Source organism: Pseudomonas sp. 3MA1 (assembly GCF_029237275.1).
GTDB lineage: Bacteria > Pseudomonadota > Gammaproteobacteria > Pseudomonadales > Pseudomonadaceae > Aquipseudomonas > Aquipseudomonas fluorescens_AP.
On record NZ_JAACFX010000017.1, the window covers coordinates 45,802 to 65,766 of the forward strand.

General features: G+C 57.9%; 20 protein-coding genes, 1 tRNA gene and 3 pseudogenes. 19 read left to right on the plus strand and 5 right to left on the minus strand.

The features are described from left to right. The first annotated feature begins 25 nt into the window (after positions 1 to 25). Positions 26 to 1,054: a nucleoside hydrolase gene (locus tag GWQ44_RS29220; RefSeq protein WP_047303143.1), complete on the plus strand. Its 1,029-nt coding sequence runs from the start codon at positions 26 to 28 to the stop codon at positions 1,052 to 1,054. Between the two features lie 34 nt (positions 1,055 to 1,088). On the opposite strand, the gene GWQ44_RS29225 is transcribed toward GWQ44_RS29220, so the two are convergent. Continuing rightward, positions 1,089 to 1,301, minus strand: coding sequence for a hypothetical protein (locus GWQ44_RS29225; protein WP_016963678.1), 213 nt, complete (start codon positions 1,299 to 1,301; stop codon positions 1,089 to 1,091). A 164-nt stretch (positions 1,302 to 1,465) separates the two neighbouring features. Between GWQ44_RS29225 and GWQ44_RS29230 the strand changes: the two genes are divergently transcribed. Together GWQ44_RS29230 and GWQ44_RS29235 are read left to right on the plus strand one after the other, a co-directional pair. Then, a complete protein-coding gene (locus GWQ44_RS29230) occupies positions 1,466 to 1,771 on the plus strand; it encodes a hypothetical protein (protein ID WP_042940719.1) in 306 nt (101 codons plus the stop codon). A gap of 162 nt (positions 1,772 to 1,933) precedes the next feature. Continuing rightward, positions 1,934 to 2,245 carry an I78 family peptidase inhibitor gene (locus GWQ44_RS29235; protein WP_275928923.1) on the plus strand — a complete coding sequence of 104 codons (312 nt, stop codon included), beginning with the start codon at positions 1,934 to 1,936 and terminating at the stop codon, positions 2,243 to 2,245. A 66-nt stretch (positions 2,246 to 2,311) separates the two neighbouring features. On the opposite strand, the gene GWQ44_RS29240 is transcribed toward GWQ44_RS29235, so the two are convergent. Both GWQ44_RS29240 and GWQ44_RS29245 read right to left on the minus strand, forming a co-directional pair. Continuing rightward, positions 2,312 to 2,524 (minus strand): cold-shock protein, encoded by a 213-nt coding sequence (locus GWQ44_RS29240; RefSeq protein ID WP_003179963.1) that lies wholly within the window; start codon positions 2,522 to 2,524, stop codon positions 2,312 to 2,314. Positions 2,525 to 2,816: 292 nt separating this feature from the next. After that, a complete protein-coding gene (locus GWQ44_RS29245; protein ID WP_047303147.1) occupies positions 2,817 to 3,116 on the minus strand; it encodes a hypothetical protein in 300 nt (99 codons plus the stop codon). 385 nt (positions 3,117 to 3,501) lie between these two features. Between GWQ44_RS29245 and thrS the strand changes: the two genes are divergently transcribed. From thrS to GWQ44_RS29290, 9 genes are all read left to right on the plus strand, one after another. After that, positions 3,502 to 5,424, plus strand: a complete 1,923-nt coding sequence (gene thrS, locus GWQ44_RS29250; RefSeq protein ID WP_016963674.1) for a threonine--tRNA ligase — start codon at positions 3,502 to 3,504, stop codon at positions 5,422 to 5,424. Beyond that, entirely contained in the window at positions 5,424 to 5,975 is a 552-nt protein-coding gene (infC, locus tag GWQ44_RS29255) for a translation initiation factor IF-3 (protein ID WP_169893379.1), read from the plus strand. The genes thrS and infC overlap by 1 nt, the downstream gene beginning before the upstream one ends. A gap of 60 nt (positions 5,976 to 6,035) precedes the next feature. After that, positions 6,036 to 6,230, plus strand: a complete 195-nt coding sequence (gene rpmI / locus GWQ44_RS29260; protein ID WP_002553160.1) for a 50S ribosomal protein L35 — start codon at positions 6,036 to 6,038, stop codon at positions 6,228 to 6,230. A 30-nt stretch (positions 6,231 to 6,260) separates the two neighbouring features. Next, positions 6,261 to 6,617 carry a 50S ribosomal protein L20 gene (gene rplT, locus GWQ44_RS29265; RefSeq protein WP_016963673.1) on the plus strand — a complete coding sequence of 119 codons (357 nt, stop codon included), beginning with the start codon at positions 6,261 to 6,263 and terminating at the stop codon, positions 6,615 to 6,617. A gap of 110 nt (positions 6,618 to 6,727) precedes the next feature. Beyond that, entirely contained in the window at positions 6,728 to 7,744 is a 1,017-nt protein-coding gene (gene pheS / locus GWQ44_RS29270; protein ID WP_011060419.1) for a phenylalanine--tRNA ligase subunit alpha, read from the plus strand. Positions 7,745 to 7,779: 35 nt separating this feature from the next. Further along, positions 7,780 to 10,158 carry a phenylalanine--tRNA ligase subunit beta gene (pheT, locus tag GWQ44_RS29275; protein WP_275928924.1) on the plus strand — a complete coding sequence of 793 codons (2,379 nt, stop codon included), beginning with the start codon at positions 7,780 to 7,782 and terminating at the stop codon, positions 10,156 to 10,158. Positions 10,159 to 10,161: 3 nt separating this feature from the next. After that, positions 10,162 to 10,464: an integration host factor subunit alpha gene (gene ihfA, locus GWQ44_RS29280; protein WP_002553164.1), complete on the plus strand. Its 303-nt coding sequence runs from the start codon at positions 10,162 to 10,164 to the stop codon at positions 10,462 to 10,464. Then, positions 10,445 to 10,801: a MerR family transcriptional regulator gene (locus GWQ44_RS29285; RefSeq protein ID WP_007920509.1), complete on the plus strand. Its 357-nt coding sequence runs from the start codon at positions 10,445 to 10,447 to the stop codon at positions 10,799 to 10,801. The genes ihfA and GWQ44_RS29285 overlap by 20 nt, the downstream gene beginning before the upstream one ends. Positions 10,802 to 10,889: 88 nt before the next feature. Beyond that, positions 10,890 to 10,966 (plus strand) — tRNA-Pro (locus GWQ44_RS29290). A 72-nt stretch (positions 10,967 to 11,038) separates the two neighbouring features. On the opposite strand, the pseudogene GWQ44_RS29295 reads toward GWQ44_RS29290, so the two are convergent. Next, positions 11,039 to 12,004 (minus strand): annotated as a pseudogene (locus GWQ44_RS29295) (tyrosine-type recombinase/integrase); the annotation flags it as partial. Between GWQ44_RS29295 and GWQ44_RS29300 the strand changes: the two are divergent. From GWQ44_RS29300 to GWQ44_RS29320, 5 genes and pseudogenes are all read left to right on the plus strand, one after another. Then, positions 11,983 to 12,642 (plus strand): annotated as a pseudogene (locus tag GWQ44_RS29300) (hypothetical protein). The pseudogenes GWQ44_RS29295 and GWQ44_RS29300 sit on opposite strands and share 22 nt — an antisense overlap. A gap of 521 nt (positions 12,643 to 13,163) precedes the next feature. Further along, a complete protein-coding gene (locus tag GWQ44_RS29305) occupies positions 13,164 to 13,805 on the plus strand; it encodes a hypothetical protein (protein ID WP_275928925.1) in 642 nt (213 codons plus the stop codon). A gap of 1,032 nt (positions 13,806 to 14,837) precedes the next feature. After that, positions 14,838 to 15,160 (plus strand): annotated as a pseudogene (locus tag GWQ44_RS29310) (DUF2280 domain-containing protein); the annotation flags it as partial. A 200-nt stretch (positions 15,161 to 15,360) separates the two neighbouring features. Beyond that, positions 15,361 to 15,894, plus strand: a complete 534-nt coding sequence (locus tag GWQ44_RS29315; protein WP_275928926.1) for a hypothetical protein — start codon at positions 15,361 to 15,363, stop codon at positions 15,892 to 15,894. A gap of 158 nt (positions 15,895 to 16,052) precedes the next feature. After that, a complete protein-coding gene (locus tag GWQ44_RS29320) occupies positions 16,053 to 16,715 on the plus strand; it encodes a DUF2625 family protein (protein ID WP_275928927.1) in 663 nt (220 codons plus the stop codon). A 113-nt stretch (positions 16,716 to 16,828) separates the two neighbouring features. Here GWQ44_RS29320 and GWQ44_RS29325 read toward each other — a convergent pair whose 3' ends face one another. Then, positions 16,829 to 17,746 carry a LysR family transcriptional regulator gene (locus GWQ44_RS29325; RefSeq protein ID WP_103740597.1) on the minus strand — a complete coding sequence of 306 codons (918 nt, stop codon included), beginning with the start codon at positions 17,744 to 17,746 and terminating at the stop codon, positions 16,829 to 16,831. 95 nt (positions 17,747 to 17,841) lie between these two features. Between GWQ44_RS29325 and GWQ44_RS29330 the strand changes: the two genes are divergently transcribed. Beyond that, the gene (locus GWQ44_RS29330; protein ID WP_016967699.1) at positions 17,842 to 19,032 is read left to right on the plus strand and encodes an MFS transporter; all 1,191 of its coding nucleotides are present in this window, start codon (positions 17,842 to 17,844) and stop codon (positions 19,030 to 19,032) included. Positions 19,033 to 19,065: 33 nt separating this feature from the next. Beyond that, entirely contained in the window at positions 19,066 to 19,890 is an 825-nt protein-coding gene (locus tag GWQ44_RS29335) for a hypothetical protein (protein ID WP_042942058.1), read from the plus strand. Positions 19,891 to 19,965 lie beyond the last annotated feature (75 nt).

Here is a 19,965-nt window from a genome sequence, read left to right on the forward strand (position 1 = left end):
TCATACCCTGCACAAGGAGTGCGCCATGCACCGCTATGCTCAGCTATTCAATCACTGGTTCCGGAGTCTGCTGCTTTTGTCTCTGCTCACTGCTACCGGCGCTCAGGCGGCGGAAAAAATCGATCTGATCATCGATACCGATCCGGGGGCCGACGATGTGGTGGCCCTGCTGTTCGCTCTGGCTTCGCCCGAAGAGCTGCACATCCGTGCCTTGACCACGGTGGCGGGCAACGTGCGCCTGGACAAGACCTCGCGCAATGCCCGGCTGGCTCGTGAGTGGGCGGGGCGTGAGGAGGTGCCGGTCTATGCGGGGGCGCCCAAGCCACTGTTGCGCACGCCGATCTACGCCGAGAATATCCACGGCAAGGAGGGTATCTCCGGGGTGACCGTGCATGAGCCCAAGGCGCCTCTGGCCCAGGGCAATGCGGTCAACTACCTGATCGACACCCTGCGCGCAGCCAAGCCCCACAGCATCACCATCGCCATGCTCGGTCCGCAGACCAACCTGGCGCTGGCGCTGGTCCAGGCTCCGGATATCACCCAGGGCATCAAGGAAGTGGTGGTCATGGGCGGTGCGCATTTCAATGGCGGCAACATCACGCCGGTGGCCGAGTTCAACCTGTTCGCCGACCCCCAGGCCGCGGAAGTGGTGCTCAAGAGCGGCGTCAAGTTGACCTACTTGCCCTTGGATGTGACTCACAAAGTGCTGACCAGTGATGCTCGGCTGCAGAAGATCGCGGCCTTGAACAACCATGCCAGCAAAGTGGTGGGGGATATCCTCAACGAGTACGTCAAGGGTGACATGGAGCACTACGGGATTCCTGGTGGTCCGGTGCATGACGCGACGGTGATTGCTTATCTGCTTAAGCCCGAGCTGTTCACCGGGCGCCAGGCCAACATGGTCATCGACAGTCGTGAAGGGCCGACTTTTGGTCAGACCATCGTCGATTGGTACGACGGCCTGAAGCAGGAAAAGAACGTGTTCTGGGTTGAGAATGGCGATGCTCAGGGCTTCTTCGATTTGCTCACCGAGCGTCTGGCCCGACTCAAGTAAGCCGTGCCCCCGCAGGCTTCCTGTCTGCGGGGTTCTATTCCCGTTCCGGGTCCTGGGCGCCCAGGTGGTCGGTCGGGTACTTCTCCAATACCTGCTCGATGAAGGCCCGGGCGGACTGGGTTCCCAGTTCCTTGACCAGCAGGTCGATGCCAATGATTGCCAACTCTTCCGGGCTTCCTGGGCTGTAGGAGCACTGCCCCTGGGGCCATTTGGCTTTGATGTCGGCGTCAATACTCACGGTAGCCATGAAGGTCTCACGAATTCGGATAAGGCGGGCCTCAGGCCAGGGCCTGGGCAGGTGTTTGCTACGGCGCAGAGTTAACCATGTTGCCGGGCGTTTGGCACTGCGACTTAGGCATCAGGCAGGTGCTGTGCGACACTTGCGCTTTTCCTGCGCTCAAGGAAGCCATCGTGCAAATCGATTTGAACCAGCCTGATGCCCTGACCCTGGAGGCGGTGCGTCAGCTTCTGGCTTCGGCCAGTGACAGCGTGCATACCCAGTTGCGTGTCACCAAGGGCGGAATGGCTTACATCTCTTCGGGGGTAGTGGGCGGTGCCGAGATCGAGGGCCTGTTGTTTCGCCTGGAAACCTGGGCGGCGGGGTCCGGTTACGTCGGCAACGTGGCGGCCAGCGATGAGGTGTGGGTGATGCAGATCTTCAATGCACTCAAGCAGAACTGGCCGAAGCCGGCGTTTGACTATATCGACATCTATTGAATGCCGTTCATATTCAGTGACGATTGTCCTGTGAAAGTGGGGCGATGGCTGAGGCAGACTTGTCCGCCAGCCGTGGGGCAGGGCAAAAGGCCATGTGTTTTTGAAACCAAACGCAAAATCGACTGTCGCACGATCTCTGCTTAATTTTGAAAAGGAGGCTTCATGCCTTGGAAGCTCGCTTCATTCGGAACCTTGTTGGCCGCCGTCGTCCTCAGTGGCTGCAGCACCGCCGGGTCGACAAAGGAACCCGTGGCCTCTGAGTCCGGGCACACGCGTTGTGAAGCATCGGCTGCCGAATTCGCCATCGGTAAGAAAGCTTCTCCAGAGCTGCTGGAGCAGGCTCGCAGTCGTTCTGGGGCGCATTATGCGCGCTTCCTCAAGCCTAACGACATGATCACCCTGGAATACCGCTCCGACCGCTTGAACCTCAACACGGATGCCGGCCTGGTGGTGACTCGGGTCAATTGCGGCTGAGTAGGTTTTCACCCGCCCTCAAAAAACCCCGTCACATGTACGGGGTTTTTTTAGCTCGCTGAGAAATTACTCAGGACGAACTTGTGCAGCTTGCATACCCTTTTGGCCTTTCTCAGCCACGAAGGAAACGGTTTGGCCTTCTTTCAGGCTCTTGAAACCGTCGCTTTCAATAGCTTTGAAGTGTACGAACAGGTCGTCACCGCCACCTTGAGGAGTGATGAAGCCGAAGCCTTTTTCATCGTTGAACCATTTTACGGTGCCGGTTTGGCGATTAGACATGGTGTATCTCCAAGAAACATATATTTTCAGTAGTACTGTGCTGCTCAGGCCAACTGGGCACACCGAGCTATCATAGTCGAAATGTTCGACTTGGGAGCCCCCCGTAGGAGTTCTTTGCCTGGTGTGCCGCTGTATTTTGCTCTCCGAGTTGGCTGCAGGCCGCGGTTTAAGCGGCTTTTGCGGAAAACAAATGGTGATAAAAAAACCCGTAAAAGCTTTGTAAATTGTGAAAAAAGCCGCGTTTCAAGCTCGTTTAATAGCCTGGACACGGCCTATTTCCGGCGCGGGCTAGTTATTTGACCACTCGGCAAGCGGCGATGGCATCCAGTGCTCGGGTTCTGAGTTCTGCGCTGGGTTGTTTGGTTTTGCTCATCAGCTCCTTGATTTCCTCGGTGGTGAATTTTTCATTCAGCTTGTCTGCCCCGCAGGCGCAGTGCTTCTCTGCACTTTTGGCATCGATGTTTTGGCTAGCTGCGGCGGTGCAGTCCTTCATGTAGTCGGCGCGAGTTCCGGCAGGCCAGGCAGCCTGTGCGCTCAACGGCAGAAGCAGGGCAAGCGGGGCGGCGAGGGCGAGCAGTTGGGTGAGGCGCATGGGACGGGTTCTCCTGAGGTCGATGACTAGGACGACGATTCTCGATGTATTCGAGGCTCGGCGTACATCGCAAGTTCACTTTCTTCCAACAAAAGGCAGGAAAGTGGATGGCGTGAAATATGCTGCGCGATGCTGGGAATTATCTGTGCTAGCATGCCCGGCTTGGGTGTTTTCAAGCTTTGGGTATCTCACTTCCCTCGCAGTCTATGCCTCATTAATTTTTGATGTGAACCCCAGTCACTCTGGTTCGGTTTCCTGGTTGGCCGCAAGGCTCTTGCCACTGTGAGGCAGGCGTTTGTTATAGAACGGCTGGACTGAATCGCGTACTGGCTCATCCCAACCCACGTGACCTTTGGTAGGGGTCACCACTAGGAGAGGAGGCGCCATGCCCACTATTACTCTTCCCGACGGCAGTCAACGTTCATTCGATCACCCGGTTTCCGTAGCCGAGGTCGCCGCATCCATTGGCGCCGGCCTGGCCAAGGCCACCTTGGCCGGCAAGGTCAACGGCAAGCTCGTCGACGCCTGTGATGTGATCGACGGCGATGCAACCCTGCAAATCATCACGCCAAAGGACGAAGAGGGGCTGGAGATCATTCGCCACTCTTGCGCTCACTTGGTGGGGCATGCCGTCAAGCAGCTGTATCCGAGTGCCAAGATGGTCATCGGCCCGGTCATCGATGAAGGCTTCTATTACGACATCGCTTACGAACGGCCTTTCACTCCTGAAGACATGGCTGCCATTGAGCAGCGCATGCAGCAGTTGATCGAGAAAGACTACGACGTGATCAAGAAGGTTACGCCGCGAGCTGAAGTCATCGAAGTGTTCAAGTCCCGCGGCGAAGACTACAAATTGCGCCTGGTGGAGGACATGCCGAATGAACAGGCAATGGGCCTCTACTATCACGAAGAATATGTCGACATGTGCCGCGGTCCGCACGTGCCGAATACGCGATTCCTGAAGTCCTTCAAGCTGACCAAGCTTTCGGGCGCCTACTGGCGTGGTGATGCCAAGAACGAGCAGTTGCAGCGGGTCTACGGTACTGCCTGGGCGGATAAGAAGCAGCTCGCCGCCTATATCCAGCGTATCGAAGAGGCCGAGAAGCGCGATCATCGCAAGATCGGCAAGCGTCTGGGCCTGTTCCATACCCAGGAAGAAGCGCCGGGCATGGTATTCTGGCACCCCAATGGCTGGACCCTGTACCAAGTGCTTGAGCAGTACATGCGCAAGGTGCAGCGCGAAAACGGTTACCTGGAAATCAAGACGCCACAAGTGGTCGATCGCAGTCTTTGGGAGAAGTCCGGGCACTGGGCCAACTATTCCGAGAACATGTTCACCACCGAGTCGGAAAGCCGCGACTACGCGATCAAGCCAATGAACTGCCCGTGCCACGTACAGGTGTTCAACCAGGGGCTCAAGAGCTACCGCGAACTGCCGATGCGCCTGGCCGAATTCGGAGCTTGCCACCGTAACGAGCCGTCAGGTGCGTTGCACGGCATCATGCGCGTGCGGGGCTTCACTCAGGACGATGCACACATATTCTGTACCGAAGATCAGATGCAGGCCGAGTCTGCTGCTTTCATCAAGCTGACCATGGATGTCTATGCCGACTTCGGCTTTAAAGACATCGAGATGAAGCTTTCCACTCGCCCTGAAAAGCGCGTGGGTTCCGATGATTTGTGGGATCGCGCGGAAAATGCTTTGGCTGCCGCTTTGGACAGTGCCGGGTTGCCGTACGATCTGCAGCCGGGTGAGGGGGCGTTCTACGGTCCGAAGATCGAATTTTCGTTGAAGGATTGCCTGGGGCGTGTCTGGCAGTGCGGCACCTTGCAGCTTGACTTCAACCTGCCTATTCGTTTGGGCGCTGAATACGTTTCCGAAGACAATAGCCGCAAGCATCCGGTGATGTTGCACCGGGCTATCCTCGGTTCCTTTGAGCGGTTTGTCGGGATTCTGATCGAGCATTACGAGGGTGCATTCCCCGCGTGGTTGGCTCCGACTCAGGCCGTGGTGATGAATATCACTGATAAACAGGCAGATTTTGCCCTCGAAGTGGAAAAAACACTCAATCAAAGCGGATTTCGTGCCAAGTCCGACTTGAGAAATGAAAAGATCGGCTTTAAAATCCGCGAGCATACTTTGCTCAAGGTTCCCTATCTCTTGGTTATTGGAGATCGGGAGGTCGAGATGCAGACTGTCGCTGTGCGTACCCGTGAAGGTGAAGACCTGGGCTCGATGCCTGTGGACCAATTCTCGGCGTTCCTCGCACAAGCGGTTTCCCGGCGTGGTCGCCAAGATTCGGAGTAATTATTATTAAGCGTGATATGAGACAAGATAAACGAGCTGCACCGAAAGCCCCGATCAACGAGAATATCTCGGCACGCGAGGTTCGGTTAATTGGCGCTGACGGCGAGCAGATTGGCATCGTCTCGATTGATGAAGCGCTTCGTATAGCTGAAGAAGCCAAGCTGGATCTGGTGGAAATTTCCGCCGACGCAGTCCCGCCTGTTTGCCGGGTGATGGATTACGGCAAATCGATCTTCGAGAAGAAGAAGCAGATTGCCGCTGCGAAGAAGAACCAGAAGCAGATTCAGGTTAAAGAAATCAAGTTTCGTCCAGGGACGGAGGAAGGGGATTACCAGGTAAAACTGCGCAACCTGGTACGTTTCCTGAGTGACGGGGACAGGGCCAAGGTATCCTTGCGATTCCGCGGCCGTGAGATGGCCCACCAGGAGCTGGGGATGGAACTCCTCAAGCGGGTTGAAGCTGACCTGCAAGAGTACGGTTCGGTCGAACAGCATCCTAAGATGGAAGGACGCCAGCTGATCATGGTCATCGCCCCGAAAAAGAAGAAGTAATCAACAGGGCACGGCAGGCCTTCTGATTATGTTTATCAACTGAATGCGGAGTATCCGAACATGCCAAAGATGAAAACCAAAAGTGGTGCTGCTAAGCGGTTTCTGAAAACTGCTAACGGTATCAAGCACAAGCACGCTTTCAAGAGCCACATCCTGACCAAAATGTCGACCAAGCGTAAGCGTCAACTGCGCGGTAGCAGCTTGCTGCATCCGTCTGACGTGGCAAAAGTCGAGCGCATGCTGCGCCTTCGTTAATTTTTGGATCAAGAATAGAGGAAGTAACTCATGGCTCGTGTAAAGCGTGGCGTCATTGCCCGTAAACGTCACAAAAAAATTCTGAAACTTGCTAAAGGCTACTACGGCGCACGCTCGCGCGTATTCCGTGTTGCCAAGCAAGCGGTAATCAAGGCAGGCCAATACGCCTACCGCGACCGTCGTCAGAAAAAACGTCAGTTCCGCGCTCTGTGGATCGCTCGTATCAACGCTGGTGCTCGTACCAACGGTCTGTCTTACAGCCGTTTGATCGCTGGCCTGAAAAAGGCGTCCATCGAGATCGACCGTAAGGTTCTGGCTGATCTGGCAGTGAACGAAAAAGCGGCGTTTGCTGCGATTGTCGAGAAAGCTAAAGCCACCTTGGCTTAAGTACCCCCGACAGTCATCCGGGCTCACCTATCGTGGGCTCTGGTGTTAAACGTCATAAATAGGGGAAGAGCCTTCAAGCTCTTCCCCTATTTTGTATCTGGAGTCTGTACATGGAAAACCTGGATGCGCTGGTTTCTCAAGCACTTGAGGCCGTGCAACACGCTGAAGACATCAATGCCCTGGAACAGATCCGGGTTCACTTCCTTGGCAAGAAGGGCGAGCTGACTCAGGTGATGAAGACCCTGGGCAATCTCCCGGCCGAAGAGCGCCCGCAAGTCGGTGCGCTGATCAACGTGGCCAAGGAGCGTGTGACAGAGGTTCTCAATGCGCGCAAAGCCGCTTTCGAGGAGGCGGAACTCAGCGCCAAGCTCGCAGCCGAATGCATTGACGTAACCCTGCCGGGCCGTGGCCAGACCTCTGGTGGTCTGCACCCGATTACGCGGACCCTGGAACGTATCGAGCAGTTCTTCACCCATATCGGCTATGGCATTGCCGAAGGCCCTGAGGTCGAAGACGACTATCACAACTTTGAGGCGCTCAACATCCCTGGCCATCACCCGGCCCGGTCGATGCATGACACCTTCTATTTCAATGCAAACATGTTGTTGCGCACCCATACCTCGCCGGTACAGGTCCGCACCATGGAATCGCAGCAGCCGCCGATTCGCATCGTCTGCCCGGGCCGTGTGTATCGTAGCGACTCCGATATCACCCACTCACCAATGTTCCACCAGGTCGAAGGCCTGCTGGTCGACCGCGATATCAACTTCGCCGACCTGAAAGGCACCATTGAAGAGTTCTTGCGGGTGTTCTTTGAAAAAGAACTGGCCGTGCGTTTCCGTCCCTCTTACTTCCCGTTCACCGAGCCTTCCGCCGAAGTTGATATGGAGTGCGTGATGTGCAGCGGTAAAGGTTGCCGGGTCTGCAAGCAGACTGGCTGGCTGGAGGTGATGGGTTGCGGCATGGTTCACCCGAACGTGCTGCGTATGTCCGGGATCGACCCGGAAGAGTTCCAGGGCTTTGCCTTCGGCATGGGCGCTGAGCGCCTGGCCATGCTGCGTTACGGTGTCAATGACTTGCGCCTGTTCTTCGACAACGACTTGCGGTTCCTTGCGCAATTTCGCTAGTCGCGCGTCCGTAACGAATCTATTAGGAGAGCAGGATGAAATTCAGTGAACAATGGTTGCGTGGCTGGGTTAGCCCGCAAGTAAGTCGCGACGAGTTGGTTGCTCGTCTGTCGATGGCCGGTCTTGAGGTTGACAGCGTAACGCCAGCCGCCGGTGATTTCAGTGGGGTAGTGGTGGGCGAAGTGTTGAGCACCGAGCAGCACCCTGATGCCGACAAGCTGCGTGTGTGCCAGGTCAGCAATGGCGCGGAAACCTTCCAGGTGGTCTGTGGCGCACCCAACGTGCGTCCGGGTCTGAAGGTCCCATTTGCGATGATTGGCGCCGAGCTGCCGGGCGACTTCAAGATCAAGAAAGCCAAGCTGCGTGGCGTTGAGTCCAACGGAATGTTGTGTTCGCAGGCAGAACTGCAGATTGGCGAAGGCAATGATGGTCTGATGGAGTTGCCGGCTGATGCTCCGGTGGGGGACGACATTCGTGCCTACCTGAATCTTGACGATGCCAGTATCGAGGTCGATCTGACGCCAAACCGTGGTGATTGCCTGTCTCTGGCCGGCTTGGCCCGTGAGGTCGGCGCGCTTTACGCGGCGAAAGTCCAGCGTCCGGAAGTTAAAGCAGTGGCTGCCACCCATGACGAAGTCCGTTCTGTGGAAGTCCTGGCTCCAGCCGCCTGTCCACGCTACCTGGGCCGGGTCATTCGTAACGTCGATCTTTCCAAGCCGACCCCGCTGTGGATGGTCGAGCGCCTGCGTCGCGCCGATGTGCGCAGCATTGATGCAGCGGTGGATATCACCAACTATGTGATGCTCGAGCTGGGTCAGCCGCTGCATGCCTTTGATCTCGCGGAGATTAACGGTGGCATTCGTGTGCGCATGGCGGAAGAGGGCGAGAAGCTGGTTCTTCTCGACGGTCAGGAAGTGACACTGCGTAGCGACACCTTGGTGATCGCTGACCATACCCGTGCCCTGGCAATTGCCGGTGTGATGGGTGGCGAACACAGTGGCGTCACCGCCAACACGCGTGATGTATTCCTGGAAAGCGCGTTCTTCGATCAGATCGCGGTTGCCGGTAAGGCCCGTTCCTATGGCCTGCACACTGATGCGTCCCATCGCTATGAGCGCGGTGTGGATTGGCAGCTGGCTCGCGAAGCTATGGAGCGTGCGACCGGTTTGTTGCTGGAGATCACCGGCGGTGACGCTGGCCCAATCATTGAAACAGTCAGTGAGCAGCACTTGCCGTCTGTAGCGCCTGTCACGTTGCGCGCTGAACGCATTGCCCAGATGTTGGGCATGGAAATGGACGGCTCTGAAGTCGAGCGTCTGCTCACCGGCCTGGGCCTGGCAGTGACTGCCGATGGAGCAGGGCAATGGCGTGTTGAAGTGCCGAGCCATCGTTTCGATATCAGTCTTGAAGTCGATTTGATCGAAGAGTTGGCGCGTCTCTATGGTTACAACCGTCTGCCGGTTCGCTATCCGCAGGCTCGCCTGGCGCCTCAGGCCAAGGCGGAAGCGCAAGGTGATCTGCCCGCATTGCGGCGTCTGTTGGTCGCTCGTGGCTATCAGGAAGCAATCACTTACAGTTTCATCGATCCAAAACTCTTTGAGCTGTTCAGTCCAGGTGCCGAACCGCTACTGCTGGCCAACCCTATTTCAGCCGACATGGCAGCCATGCGTTCTTCCTTGTGGCCGGGGCTGGTCAAGGCGCTTCAGCACAACCTGAACCGTCAACAGGATCGTGTCCGCTTGTTTGAAAGCGGCTTGCGTTTCGTCGGCCAGTTGGAAGGGTTGAAGCAGCAGCCAATGCTGGCGGGCGTCGTTTGTGGCAGTCGCTTGCCTGAAGGGTGGGCGCAAGGTCGCGATGTCGTGGACTTCTTTGATGTCAAGGCGGATGTTGAGGCCGTGTTGGGGATTGCTGGGGCTCTGCATACATTCACTTTCGTTCCGGGCAAGCACCCTGCGCTGCATCCTGGCCAGACTGCTCGTATCGAGCGCGATGGTCGCGAGATCGGCTATTTGGGAGCGATTCACCCTGAGTTGGCAAAGACCCTAGGGCTAGATCGTCCGGTTTATGTGTTCGAACTGGTTCTGAGCGAAGTGGCTCAGGGGCGTTTGCCGAAGTTCCATGAGTTGTCACGCTTCCCAGAGGTGCGTCGAGATCTGGCGTTGCTGGCCGATCGTGATGTTGCGGCAAGCGCTGTTCTGGACGTAATCCGTGAAAATGCAGGTGAGTGGCTGACAGACCTCAGGCTATTTGACGTGTACCAGGGTAAAGGCATTGATCCGCATAGAAAAAGCCTTGCCGTCGGCTTGACCTGGCAGCATCCATCGCGCACTCTTAATGACGATGAGGTGAACTCCACGACGCAAAATATCCTCACCTCGCTCGAACAAAGGTTGAACGCCACGTTAAGGAAGTGACGTATGGGGGCTCTGACGAAAGCTGAAATGGCCGAACGTCTCTACGAAGAGCTAGGCCTGAATAAACGCGAGGCCAAGGAATTGGTCGAGCTGTTCTTTGAAGAAATCAGGCATGCTCTCGAAGATAACGAACAGGTCAAATTGTCTGGTTTCGGTAACTTCGACCTTCGGGATAAACGCCAGCGTCCTGGCCGCAACCCGAAAACGGGTGAAGAAATCCCGATCACGGCTCGCCGTGTGGTCACCTTTCGTCCAGGGCAGAAGTTGAAGGCCCGAGTTGAGGCATATGCTGGAACCAAGTCATAACGACGAGCTCCCGGTGATTCCGGGTAAACGCTACTTCACCATTGGTGAGGTCAGTGAGCTCTGTGCGGTCAAGCCGCATGTGCTGCGTTATTGGGAGCAAGAGTTTCCTCAGCTCAACCCTGTCAAGCGCCGCGGAAATCGCCGGTATTATCAGCGCCAGGATGTGCTGATGATCCGGCAGATCCGCGCGTTGCTCTATGATCAGGGGTTCACCATCGGTGGCGCACGTCTGCGCCTTTCCGGTGATGAGGCCAAAGACGACACCACCCAGTACAAGCAACTGATCCGTCAGATGATTTCTGAGCTGGAAGATGTGCTTGTGGTGCTCAAGAAGTAATTCTCTGTTTTAAATACTTCCACTTTTCAAAAGCTTGCGGTATATTCATCAACGTTTCCTGAGAAGTGAAACAGGTTTCACGCCTAGTCGGGGCGTAGCGCAGTCCGGTAGCGCACTAGCATGGGGTGCTAGGGGTCGAGTGTTCGAATCACTCCGTCCCGACCATATTTTTCAATGACTTAGCCCAATCTTCACAGGTTGGGCTTTTTCATGCACAGGGACTTTTGCGGGGTGGCAACCCGTTTTCCTCCTCAAGATGGTCAGTGCCGGCCCTCGCGAATCGGTCGCTGATACTTTGTTCGCTGCCTCAATCAGCTGCTGCAGCTCCGGGGTAGAATAGTGGCTCGTAATGCTGCCGTTCTTATGTCCCAACAATGCCTTCCGATCTTCTTCTGTCACGCTTGCTGCACGTAGCCTTCTGCCAAAGGTGTGCTTTAAGTCGTGAATCCTGATCGATCTGAACCCGGGGTGCGCGGGTGTCCGGTGGTCCTTCTCCCGCTTGTCTGCTGTGCGCACTCTGGCTTTCTTCCATGCTGAATCATTCATCCGATGCATGGCTGTGGGCCCGAATTGATCTGGCTGTCCATAGGGGAACACCAGCTCCCTATGTAGGCCGCGCTGACCATCAATGATGGACATCGCTACTTTGTTCAGAATCACCAGGCGTTCATCGCCGTTCTTCACTCCAGCCTTGGCGCTTCGTCCACCAAACCCGGCTGGTATCAGAAACACGCTGGTACTGAGCTCAGGCACACGTATCTCCCAATCCCAGCGCAACTTGCAAACCACCTGTTCCCGGCATCCGGTATTGACCTTGTAGAGGGCCATCCTCAACAGGTGATCCGGCAGTTCGGCAAACAGCATGGATTGCTCTTCCCAGGACAGCGGGTAAGGTTTCCGGCTGGACTTCTTTTCCTCCATCATCGATATCATCGGCACGCTATCAAGCCACGGCCGCTTTTCTGCATCCCGCCACTTGCGATGGCAAAGGTTCAAGATTCTGACGACTCGTTGCAGGGCAATGTTCACCGTCCTGTTCGATACCCCCGGCTTAACCTTGCCCTGCGCCGTCTTGGTCGGCTTCTGGCGGTCACGCACAAACGGCGCCAGAGCTCCGTCATCGATATGCGTGATCGGCAGATCACCGATGTGCGGGTCAAGCTGTTCAAGGTGCGAGGCGAATATGGACAGAGGCTCAGCACGAATCGAACGCCTCGATCAGCACTGTGGCAATTGAGCAGGCGGAGTCGGCACCGGTGAAGATTGGCGGCCGTATAGGCAAGCGCGAGGTGCAGTTCCCGGCGCTGGGTTGTGAGAAAGGGGAGGGGCGGCGCGTTTTGCTGTACCTGGGCAGTGCATCAGCATCAGCGAGACGCGGCGCACGCTGATAGGTTGGTCCACTGCGCGCGCTGCGCAACTGGCCACGACCGGCAAGGTTCTGCGCGCTATCGACACGCTGCCGTTCCATGTGCAGCAGTTCGGGCATTACCTGTACCACCCAGCGATGAACATGCGCGACCTGCTGAGCGCAGTGCTGCTGATCACCGCCGAGGTCGCGTTGCCAGACCTGACATCGGTCAAGCGTGTGAAGGCCAATACTTGGTAACCCTGGCCCTTCAGTTCTACAAGGAGGAGGCTCACGGCGCTGCGGAGTGCGGGCCGGCCCGGGTCGCCGCGGAGATGAAAGAGTTCTTCGGGGTCACGATCGATCCGAAGAGCTGGACGCGTGATTGGCTGGGATTGTGGGAGTCCTGACAGAACTGATCAAGGAAGTGGATATTCAGGATCAGAAACCGGTATGGCAGATGATCTGCGCGGGAAGTGACAAAAAGGCAGCATAATAATATTGATATGACAGGCTTTTACGCGTACTTTTCTCGCGGTGCACAAGTAACGCGAAACGCACACAAAATCCTGAACCCGGCCACTGCGCCGGTTTTTTATTGCTTCGATTTCACCTGTAGCCAGGACAGTCCCCGGGAATGCCTGGACGTTGATAGCCGGATAGTACGACGTACCGAATCAACACCAGCAGCCCACGCATTCTGCTCCATCAATGCTACAGGGCGGCGCGAGACTGGAGTTGCGAGATCGATGCGCTGAGGTGTCGACGCCGGGAATTTTATCGAAAGAATGAGATTTATAGGGATGAAACGTATCTCGCAAAATACTGGTTGAATAGACAGTATTTTGCTGAGATAGTCATTCCACTCCTCGAGCACATAGGATGCGAGTATCAGCTTGATGAAGGTGCTGATCTGCATGTGACCGAGTGAAGGCTTTGAGCCTCGAGCTATCGCCCTTGAGCGACATGAAAGCGGAATCATCCGCGACAAATCATTCGACTCAATAGGCAATCCAAATGAAAAAGACTATTAGTGTTTCCATGCTTGGTTTGTTGGCGCTTTTTGGTGCCAGCATGAGTGCCTTTGCTGACACAGCAATGTCTTGGAACTTGGCAAGGGATGTAATTCTGGCAAAGGAGAGTACCCCACAAGGTTCTCCTTGGTCGTTTATGCAGAACTCGTCTGGTGTGAACAAGGCCGAAAACTACGTCCCACTGCCGTACTTCAAAGCCGACTCATGTAACAACCTCCCGGCCACATGCTGGATGGATCAAGTATCTGGGGCACACGTGTCGGTTCACCTGAAACCTTACACCTACACGGCAAACGGCAGCTTTACCATTGCAGCTGGTGACGTGGCATTTCACCCAGGCCAGAACAGCCAGACCGTCATCCGTTGGACCAGTCCTGTGGTGGGCGAGGTCAACATTCTCGGGCGAGTAAGCAGTATTCACAGTAGTTGCGGTGATGGCGTTGCCTGGTCTTTGAATCAGGGGGACACGGTTCTTCAGTCTGGTAGCTTGGGCAGAGGTAACGGTGCTGTCTTTTCGGCCAGCAAAGTGCCTGTCACCAAAGGTTCTGCTCTCTACGTGGTCCTCGACAAGAAGGCCAACTACGTCTGCGACACCAGCACCATCGACATGCTCATTACCAAGTAAAGGATGGTGCTCAGCTGTATCGGGCTTTAGTGGCCTGCTTGTTGAAAGCCAAGAGCTTCGAACACATCGCCTCTGAGCGACATGAAAGCGGAATCCTCCGTGAACAATCATTCGACTCAAAGGTGTTAAAAATGAGCGCAGTAAAAATTGGTAAACACTTCGGCAATTTGTTCCCGAAGGGGGTTGTACAGATCGTCTCGCCAGCCGAGAACGTGAACGGTCTGACCATTCAGACAGCTTCCATCGATCCAACCAGTGGGTACGTCAATCTGTATGCCTCGGAGACAGCGCCTACCATTACCGGTGATGCTAGTACTCGTTGCATTTTCAATGGCAATGGTCCGGCTGTCGCGAACAGCCATTCCCAGGTCCTCCTCCCGGCTCCACTGTTCGTACCTGCTGGTATGGGGCTATGGGTGACCGCTGGTTCCTGGCTCCCAGGTACTACCGCGACTGGATCTCTGGCCATTACCTGGGACCTGGTTGCATAAAGGCTATCTGTAGCCACTGACCCGGCCATGTGCCGGGTCTTCTATCTAGTGATTTTAATCTTTGGGCTTCGCCCAAACCGGAAAAAGCCTTTTTGATTAAGCCCACGGAGTCGGGAGAACGGAGTTTCTGTACCGCCTGTTCGACAGGCTTGATACGTGGTTGACCGTGGGATTGGTTGGCGCGTTCGCCGCGAGCTGGCGGCACCGCTACGGCTTGGGCGGCCGTAAGGCCTGGGCCGTCTTCATCTTCTCGGGTGCTGTCTGCGCCCAGGACCTGACTGGACTGGTAAGCGCTTATCCGCCTGGCTCTAGCACCAGAGGTATGGGAACGGCTTCAGGCCGAGATCCTTACCGACACTGGCAGCATCCACAACGAAGACCACGCCCACCTACTGGATGCAGACATCCGTGTCATGTGGGCATCGAGGACCGCATAGTCCTGGGGCAGGCCGAGCAGGTAGCGTTTCGGGTCGGTGGATGGCAAAAGGCCCGGATGGGGCAACAGATGTGTGATTGGTTCGGTGATGTGCCGGCCTTCATCATCACCCGCCAGCAGATTGAATCGCATGACCCGACGAAGATGTCCGGGAAAGGGCTCTCGGCTAAGTGGAAGCAGCTGTTCGAGGAGGCCCGCAAGCGCTTTCGAGAGGACACGGCGCCAACCGCGCATTTCGCCTCCGCGGCCCGGCCAGGATGGCCGAAAAGGCCGAGAGCATGCGCAACCTGGCCCTGACTGCCCAGCTTTATGAGCAGGCCACCAAGGAGTGCGGGGATAGGTACGTCAACCGGGCCCGCAAGGAAGAGCCGGACGACGAGCCGCTGATCCCGACCCGCATCCAGGTCGATGTGATGGATGTGAGGAAGCAGCTGATGCCTGCTTTGAAGATGCGCTACGATCCGCGCCCCATTGGCAAGAGATCAAAAGGAATGATCGGCCGTTTATGCGCAAAGTTCAGAATCCAGTACGTGCCCTGTGAAACGCGTGCTGACGTTTGCTGCTGGGTGGAACAGCCAGCCCCGCAGTCCCTGGATTTCCGTGGTCTGTAAATGATGGAGAGTGATCAGTGTTAACGACGTTGTGGGTCTTGCGCCATTGGGAAAATTGGGAGTCCCTAGCCATTCTCCTTGTTCCGTTCCAGCTCTATAGCTTGTGCTTCATGTCGATCTCAATGTTGATCCTGCGTTTTCGTGGGCGTATTCCATTGTTTGTCGCCTACGCCTCGATGCTTGTGATTGCGGGTTGGCCTTCTGCAAACGTTCTATGGGCAACGTTGCCTTATGCGCATGACTACAAGGACTATCGGGAGAATCTGCGGCAGGTGAGGGAACAAGAGCGCCAGCAGCAAAAACTCGCGTTTAACGATGTCGACAAGCAACTCGTCCGCTGGGTGGGCGGGATGGCTGTGTTTGAGGCCATCAAGATCATGATGGCGACGGTGCCTAACTGGATTGAAGCCCAGGAGCAGCGTAAGAGCGCCAGGCAGTTGCAGGAGCAAGCGCCTGTGCAATCACCAACATCTCCAGAGGCTGTCGGCGTAGAACCCGCGGCGGCTGCTGCAAAAGCGCCTGAAAATGTTTCAGGCACTTTACGGCAGTGATGAAAGGCACTCTAGAAAGTCCCCCCATGGCTGCCGGCTCAAGACAACTGGCAGCGCGGCACAGGACGCTGGTGATGCGCTGAGACCCCATCGATATGACCCGCTCCGCACTGACGACCAGGTGGATATAATCCGTTCCTTTTTCCAGGGAACGGTCGATGAGAAGCTTGCAAGATCTGATAAACAGCGGCGATTCGGCGTTGCCTTTGATCATGACCCTGCTGGAAGAAACCCGTCGCAACTATCAGCTACTGCCCCCATCCAGCGACAACGCCAGGTTGCTGTCCGCGCTGCAAGTCACGACTCACTCAACCTTGGGAGCGATGGCTTACGAAACCGGTGGGTTGCTCATCGACCACGGCTGGTTGCGGGTGCTGGGGTCGGGGCATCGGCACTTGTCGCGCAATCTTGTCGATTGGAATGACGGCCGCGTCCAGGGGGCCTTGCTGGTGGCTGATGACGCCGCAGGAGGGTTCTTTGCCATCAACGGTGGCGGTCTGGGCTCTGATGTGGGGGTGATGTACTACTGGGCGCCCGATACGCTGCTGTGGGAGCCGTTGGAGATCGACTACAGCGACTTTCTCGCCTGGGCCTTGAGCGACCAGTTGGCCGTTTTCTACCAGGACCTTCGCTGGGAGGACTGGCACCTTGATGTACAGGCACTGAGTGCCGATCAGTGTTTTTCCTTCTACCCGTTTCTCTGGACCCGGGAGGGCTCGGTCCAGCACAGCCACCGCGCGATGATCGAGGTCGGAGAACTCTGGGCCATGCACCTGGACCTGGCTCGCACACTCGACGGTGAAGCCTCGCGGCCCGGCTGACTTGCCCGCAGCAGCCGCTAGCGGCCCGCTGGCCTGTGGCGTATTGGCCGGCGCCCAGCACCAGTCATTCGGCCGAGAGGCTGAAGAGGCGCCCGGGGCTCGGCGCGTCCGGACTAGCGTCCGGCCGTCTCCGGCTGCGCCTGCAGCAGTTCATCGAGCACCCCCATAAAGGCTTCCACCAGTTGGCTGCGCCCCTGCCTGCGGGTCAGTACCAGCAGTTGCGCGGTGGCGCCGGGGTCCGTCAGCGGGCGGTAGGTCACGCCCTTTTTCGCCAGGGTCTGGGTGCAGCGCGGCACCAGGGCAATGCCCTGGCCGGCCGCCACCAGGGCGATGATCGAGGTGATCTGCCGACCACTGGGGCCGGGGCGCAGGGGCAGGCTGTTGCGCCGGTAGAGTTGTTCGATCGCTTCGTTGAGCCCCGAGCCGTAGTCGGCGGGAAACAGAATCAACGGATGCTCGCTGAGCTCGGCCAGGGTCACCTGATCCTGGGCGGCCAGGGGGCTGTCGCTGGAGATGGCCGCCACCAGGGGTTCGTCTCCCAGGGACAGGGCCTGGATTTCGCTCTGCTCGCAGGGCGGCCGCATCCGGCCCATGCCGATATCGATCCGCCCGTCGACAATCTGCGACCACTGGCTGACCGACGCGCCTTCGACTAGGGTCAGTTGCACGTCCGGGAAACGCTGGGCGAAGGCCTGGATCGCCTGGCTGAACAGGTCCGACAGGGCGATGGAGCTGGCGTAGCCCAGGGCCAGCTGTCCGGCGCAACCCTTGGCCAGCTTGCCGGCCATGACCTGGGTCAGGTCCACCTGCTCCAGCACCGCCCGGGCATAAGGCAGGAAGTGCCGACCCTGAGGGGTAAGGCTGACGGTGCGGCTGGTGCGATCGAACAGGCGAAACCCGAGCTCGGCTTCCAGTGCCGAAATCTGCCGCGTCAGCGGGGGCTGCGCAAGGTGCAGGCGCAGGGCGGCGCGGCCAAAGTGCAGCTCTTCGGCGACGGTCAAAAAGTAACGCAATCTGCGTAGATCGAGCATCCGGTTCCCTGGGTATTGATCGGTCGTAAATCGGTATTGGTCTTGGATCGGCGGCGTATTTTATAAAGGCCTTTCGTCAGAAAACGAGAGGTTTCATGAACGCGCGCCAGCATTGTGCTCGCATTGCCCTGTTTTTGTGTGGCTGTGCGGCTTTTCTCAACCTGTATGCAACCCAGGGCATTCTCCAGGAGTTCTCCCAGAGTTTTGCCGTGAGCATCAGGGACGCTGGCTGGAGCATCACCGTGACCACCCTGGCGGTGGCCATCACCGCGCCCTTCGTCAGTCGTTTCACCGGTCGCTTCCAGCAGCGCTCGGTGATTGTCCTGGCGTCGCTGTTGCTGGCGCTGCCGGCGTTGCTCGCGGCCTGTGCCGGCAGCTTTGCCCAGTTGCTGGTCTGGCGCTTCATCGAAGGCATGCTGATTCCGGTGGTGTTCGCCACCAGCGTGGCCTACATCGGTGATCGCTGGAGTGGCGGCACGGTCACCGAAGTCACCAGCCTGTATGTGGCCGGCACCGTGCTGGGCGGGTTCGCCGGACGTTTTGTCACCGGCTTCATGACCGAATACGTCGGCTGGCGCGAGGCCTTCGCCCTGTTGGCGGGCCTGAGCCTGCTGATCGGCTTGGCCATTCACTTGCTGCTGCCGGCCAATCCGCCGCCGGTGGCCAGAAGCCGGCCGAGCCGCCTGGGCGCCCTGCGCGAACTGTGCAGCCGGCCGCTGCTGGCGGCTTACGGCGTGGGCTTTTGCGTACTGTTCTCGCAAGTGGCCACCTTCACCTACGCCGGGCTGTACCTCAGCCTGCCGCCGTTCGACCTGGGCGCCGCCGCCCTGGGGGCGATCTACAGCGTATTCCTCCTGGCGCTGGTGGTGATCCCCATCGCCGGCCGCCTGAGCAAGTCCCGGCCCCAGGCCGAGCTGCTGATCGCCGCGGCCCTGCTCGGGGTCAGCGGTTCGGCCCTGACCCTGTTGCCCTCGCTAGGGCTGATCGTGCTGGGCCTTGCCCTGAGCTCCACCGGGGTGTTCCTGGCCCAGGCCGCGGCCAACTCCTTTACCACCGCCACCGCTCGCCACAACAAGGCCGGCGCGGTGGGGCTGTACCTGACGTTCTATTACCTGGGAGGCAGTTTCGGCGCCGTGATCCCGGCCTTGCTCTGGAGTCACTGGGGCTGGCAGGGCTGCGTGGCGTTGATCGTGGTCTTCCAGCTGCTGTCGCTGTTGATCGCCTGGGGCGGCTGGAAGCCCCTCAAACCCGAAACGCCGGCCGCCAGTCGGCCGCAACCCGCTTGATTCATCATCCAACAAGGAATACGTGAGGTGACCATGAATAACGTACTGACCCGGCAGAGCCAGTTGCTGAAGATCGTCGAACCTGTGTTGAACGACATGCCGGCCAGTGTCTTGAAGCATGCGCTGTTCGAAGCCTTCTGGAGCGAGGAAAACGCTCTGGTGGACATCGAGAATGCCTTCGAGAAGCTCACCTCGCGCCGCCACGCGCCTGCGGTGTTGCGCAAGTTCTTCGCCAGCTGGTCGAAGACCAACAACTCCGCCACCAGCGTCTCCGGCCTGGCCAACCGCATCACCTTGCTGGCCCGTTCCGAGCAGGGCTCGGCCGCCGCCGAGGGCCTCTATCGGGCCTGCGGCAGCCTGCAGCGGATCACCGACGAAGACCTGGGCGCCCTGGGCAACACCTTGCACTCGGACCTGTTCTACAACATGGCCACGCCGATCTGCGGTGACGATCAGTGGCTGCTCAAGGAAAACTGCCTGCCTTCGGCGCAGGCGTTCAAGGACTGGACCGACTTTCGCCGCCTGCGCGACCGTGACCTGCTGCAAGGCCTGCTGACCACCCTGGTCCACGAGGTCTACACCCACGGTGAAGTGGAGTACATCCACCCGCTGTACAAGCAGTGGTTCGTCCGCGACATGGGCGTGCCGGCGGAAAAGGCCCGGACCACCGTGGCCTGGGTCACCGTGCACACCGGCGGCACCGAGAGCAACCACTTCGCCCATGCCGTGGCGGCGGTCAACGAGTTCGTCGAGGCCATGCAGGTGCAGGTCGACCCGCAGGCCGCGCGGGACATTTTCGCCGAATACCTGCAGCGCAAGGCGCGGGTGATGCGCGACTGCGCCCAAGCACTGCGCTGAGGGTCGCCGGCCCGGCCCCGCAAGCGGGGCTTGTGGCCGGCACCGGCTTGCCTATTCTGTGACTGATCCGCTTCC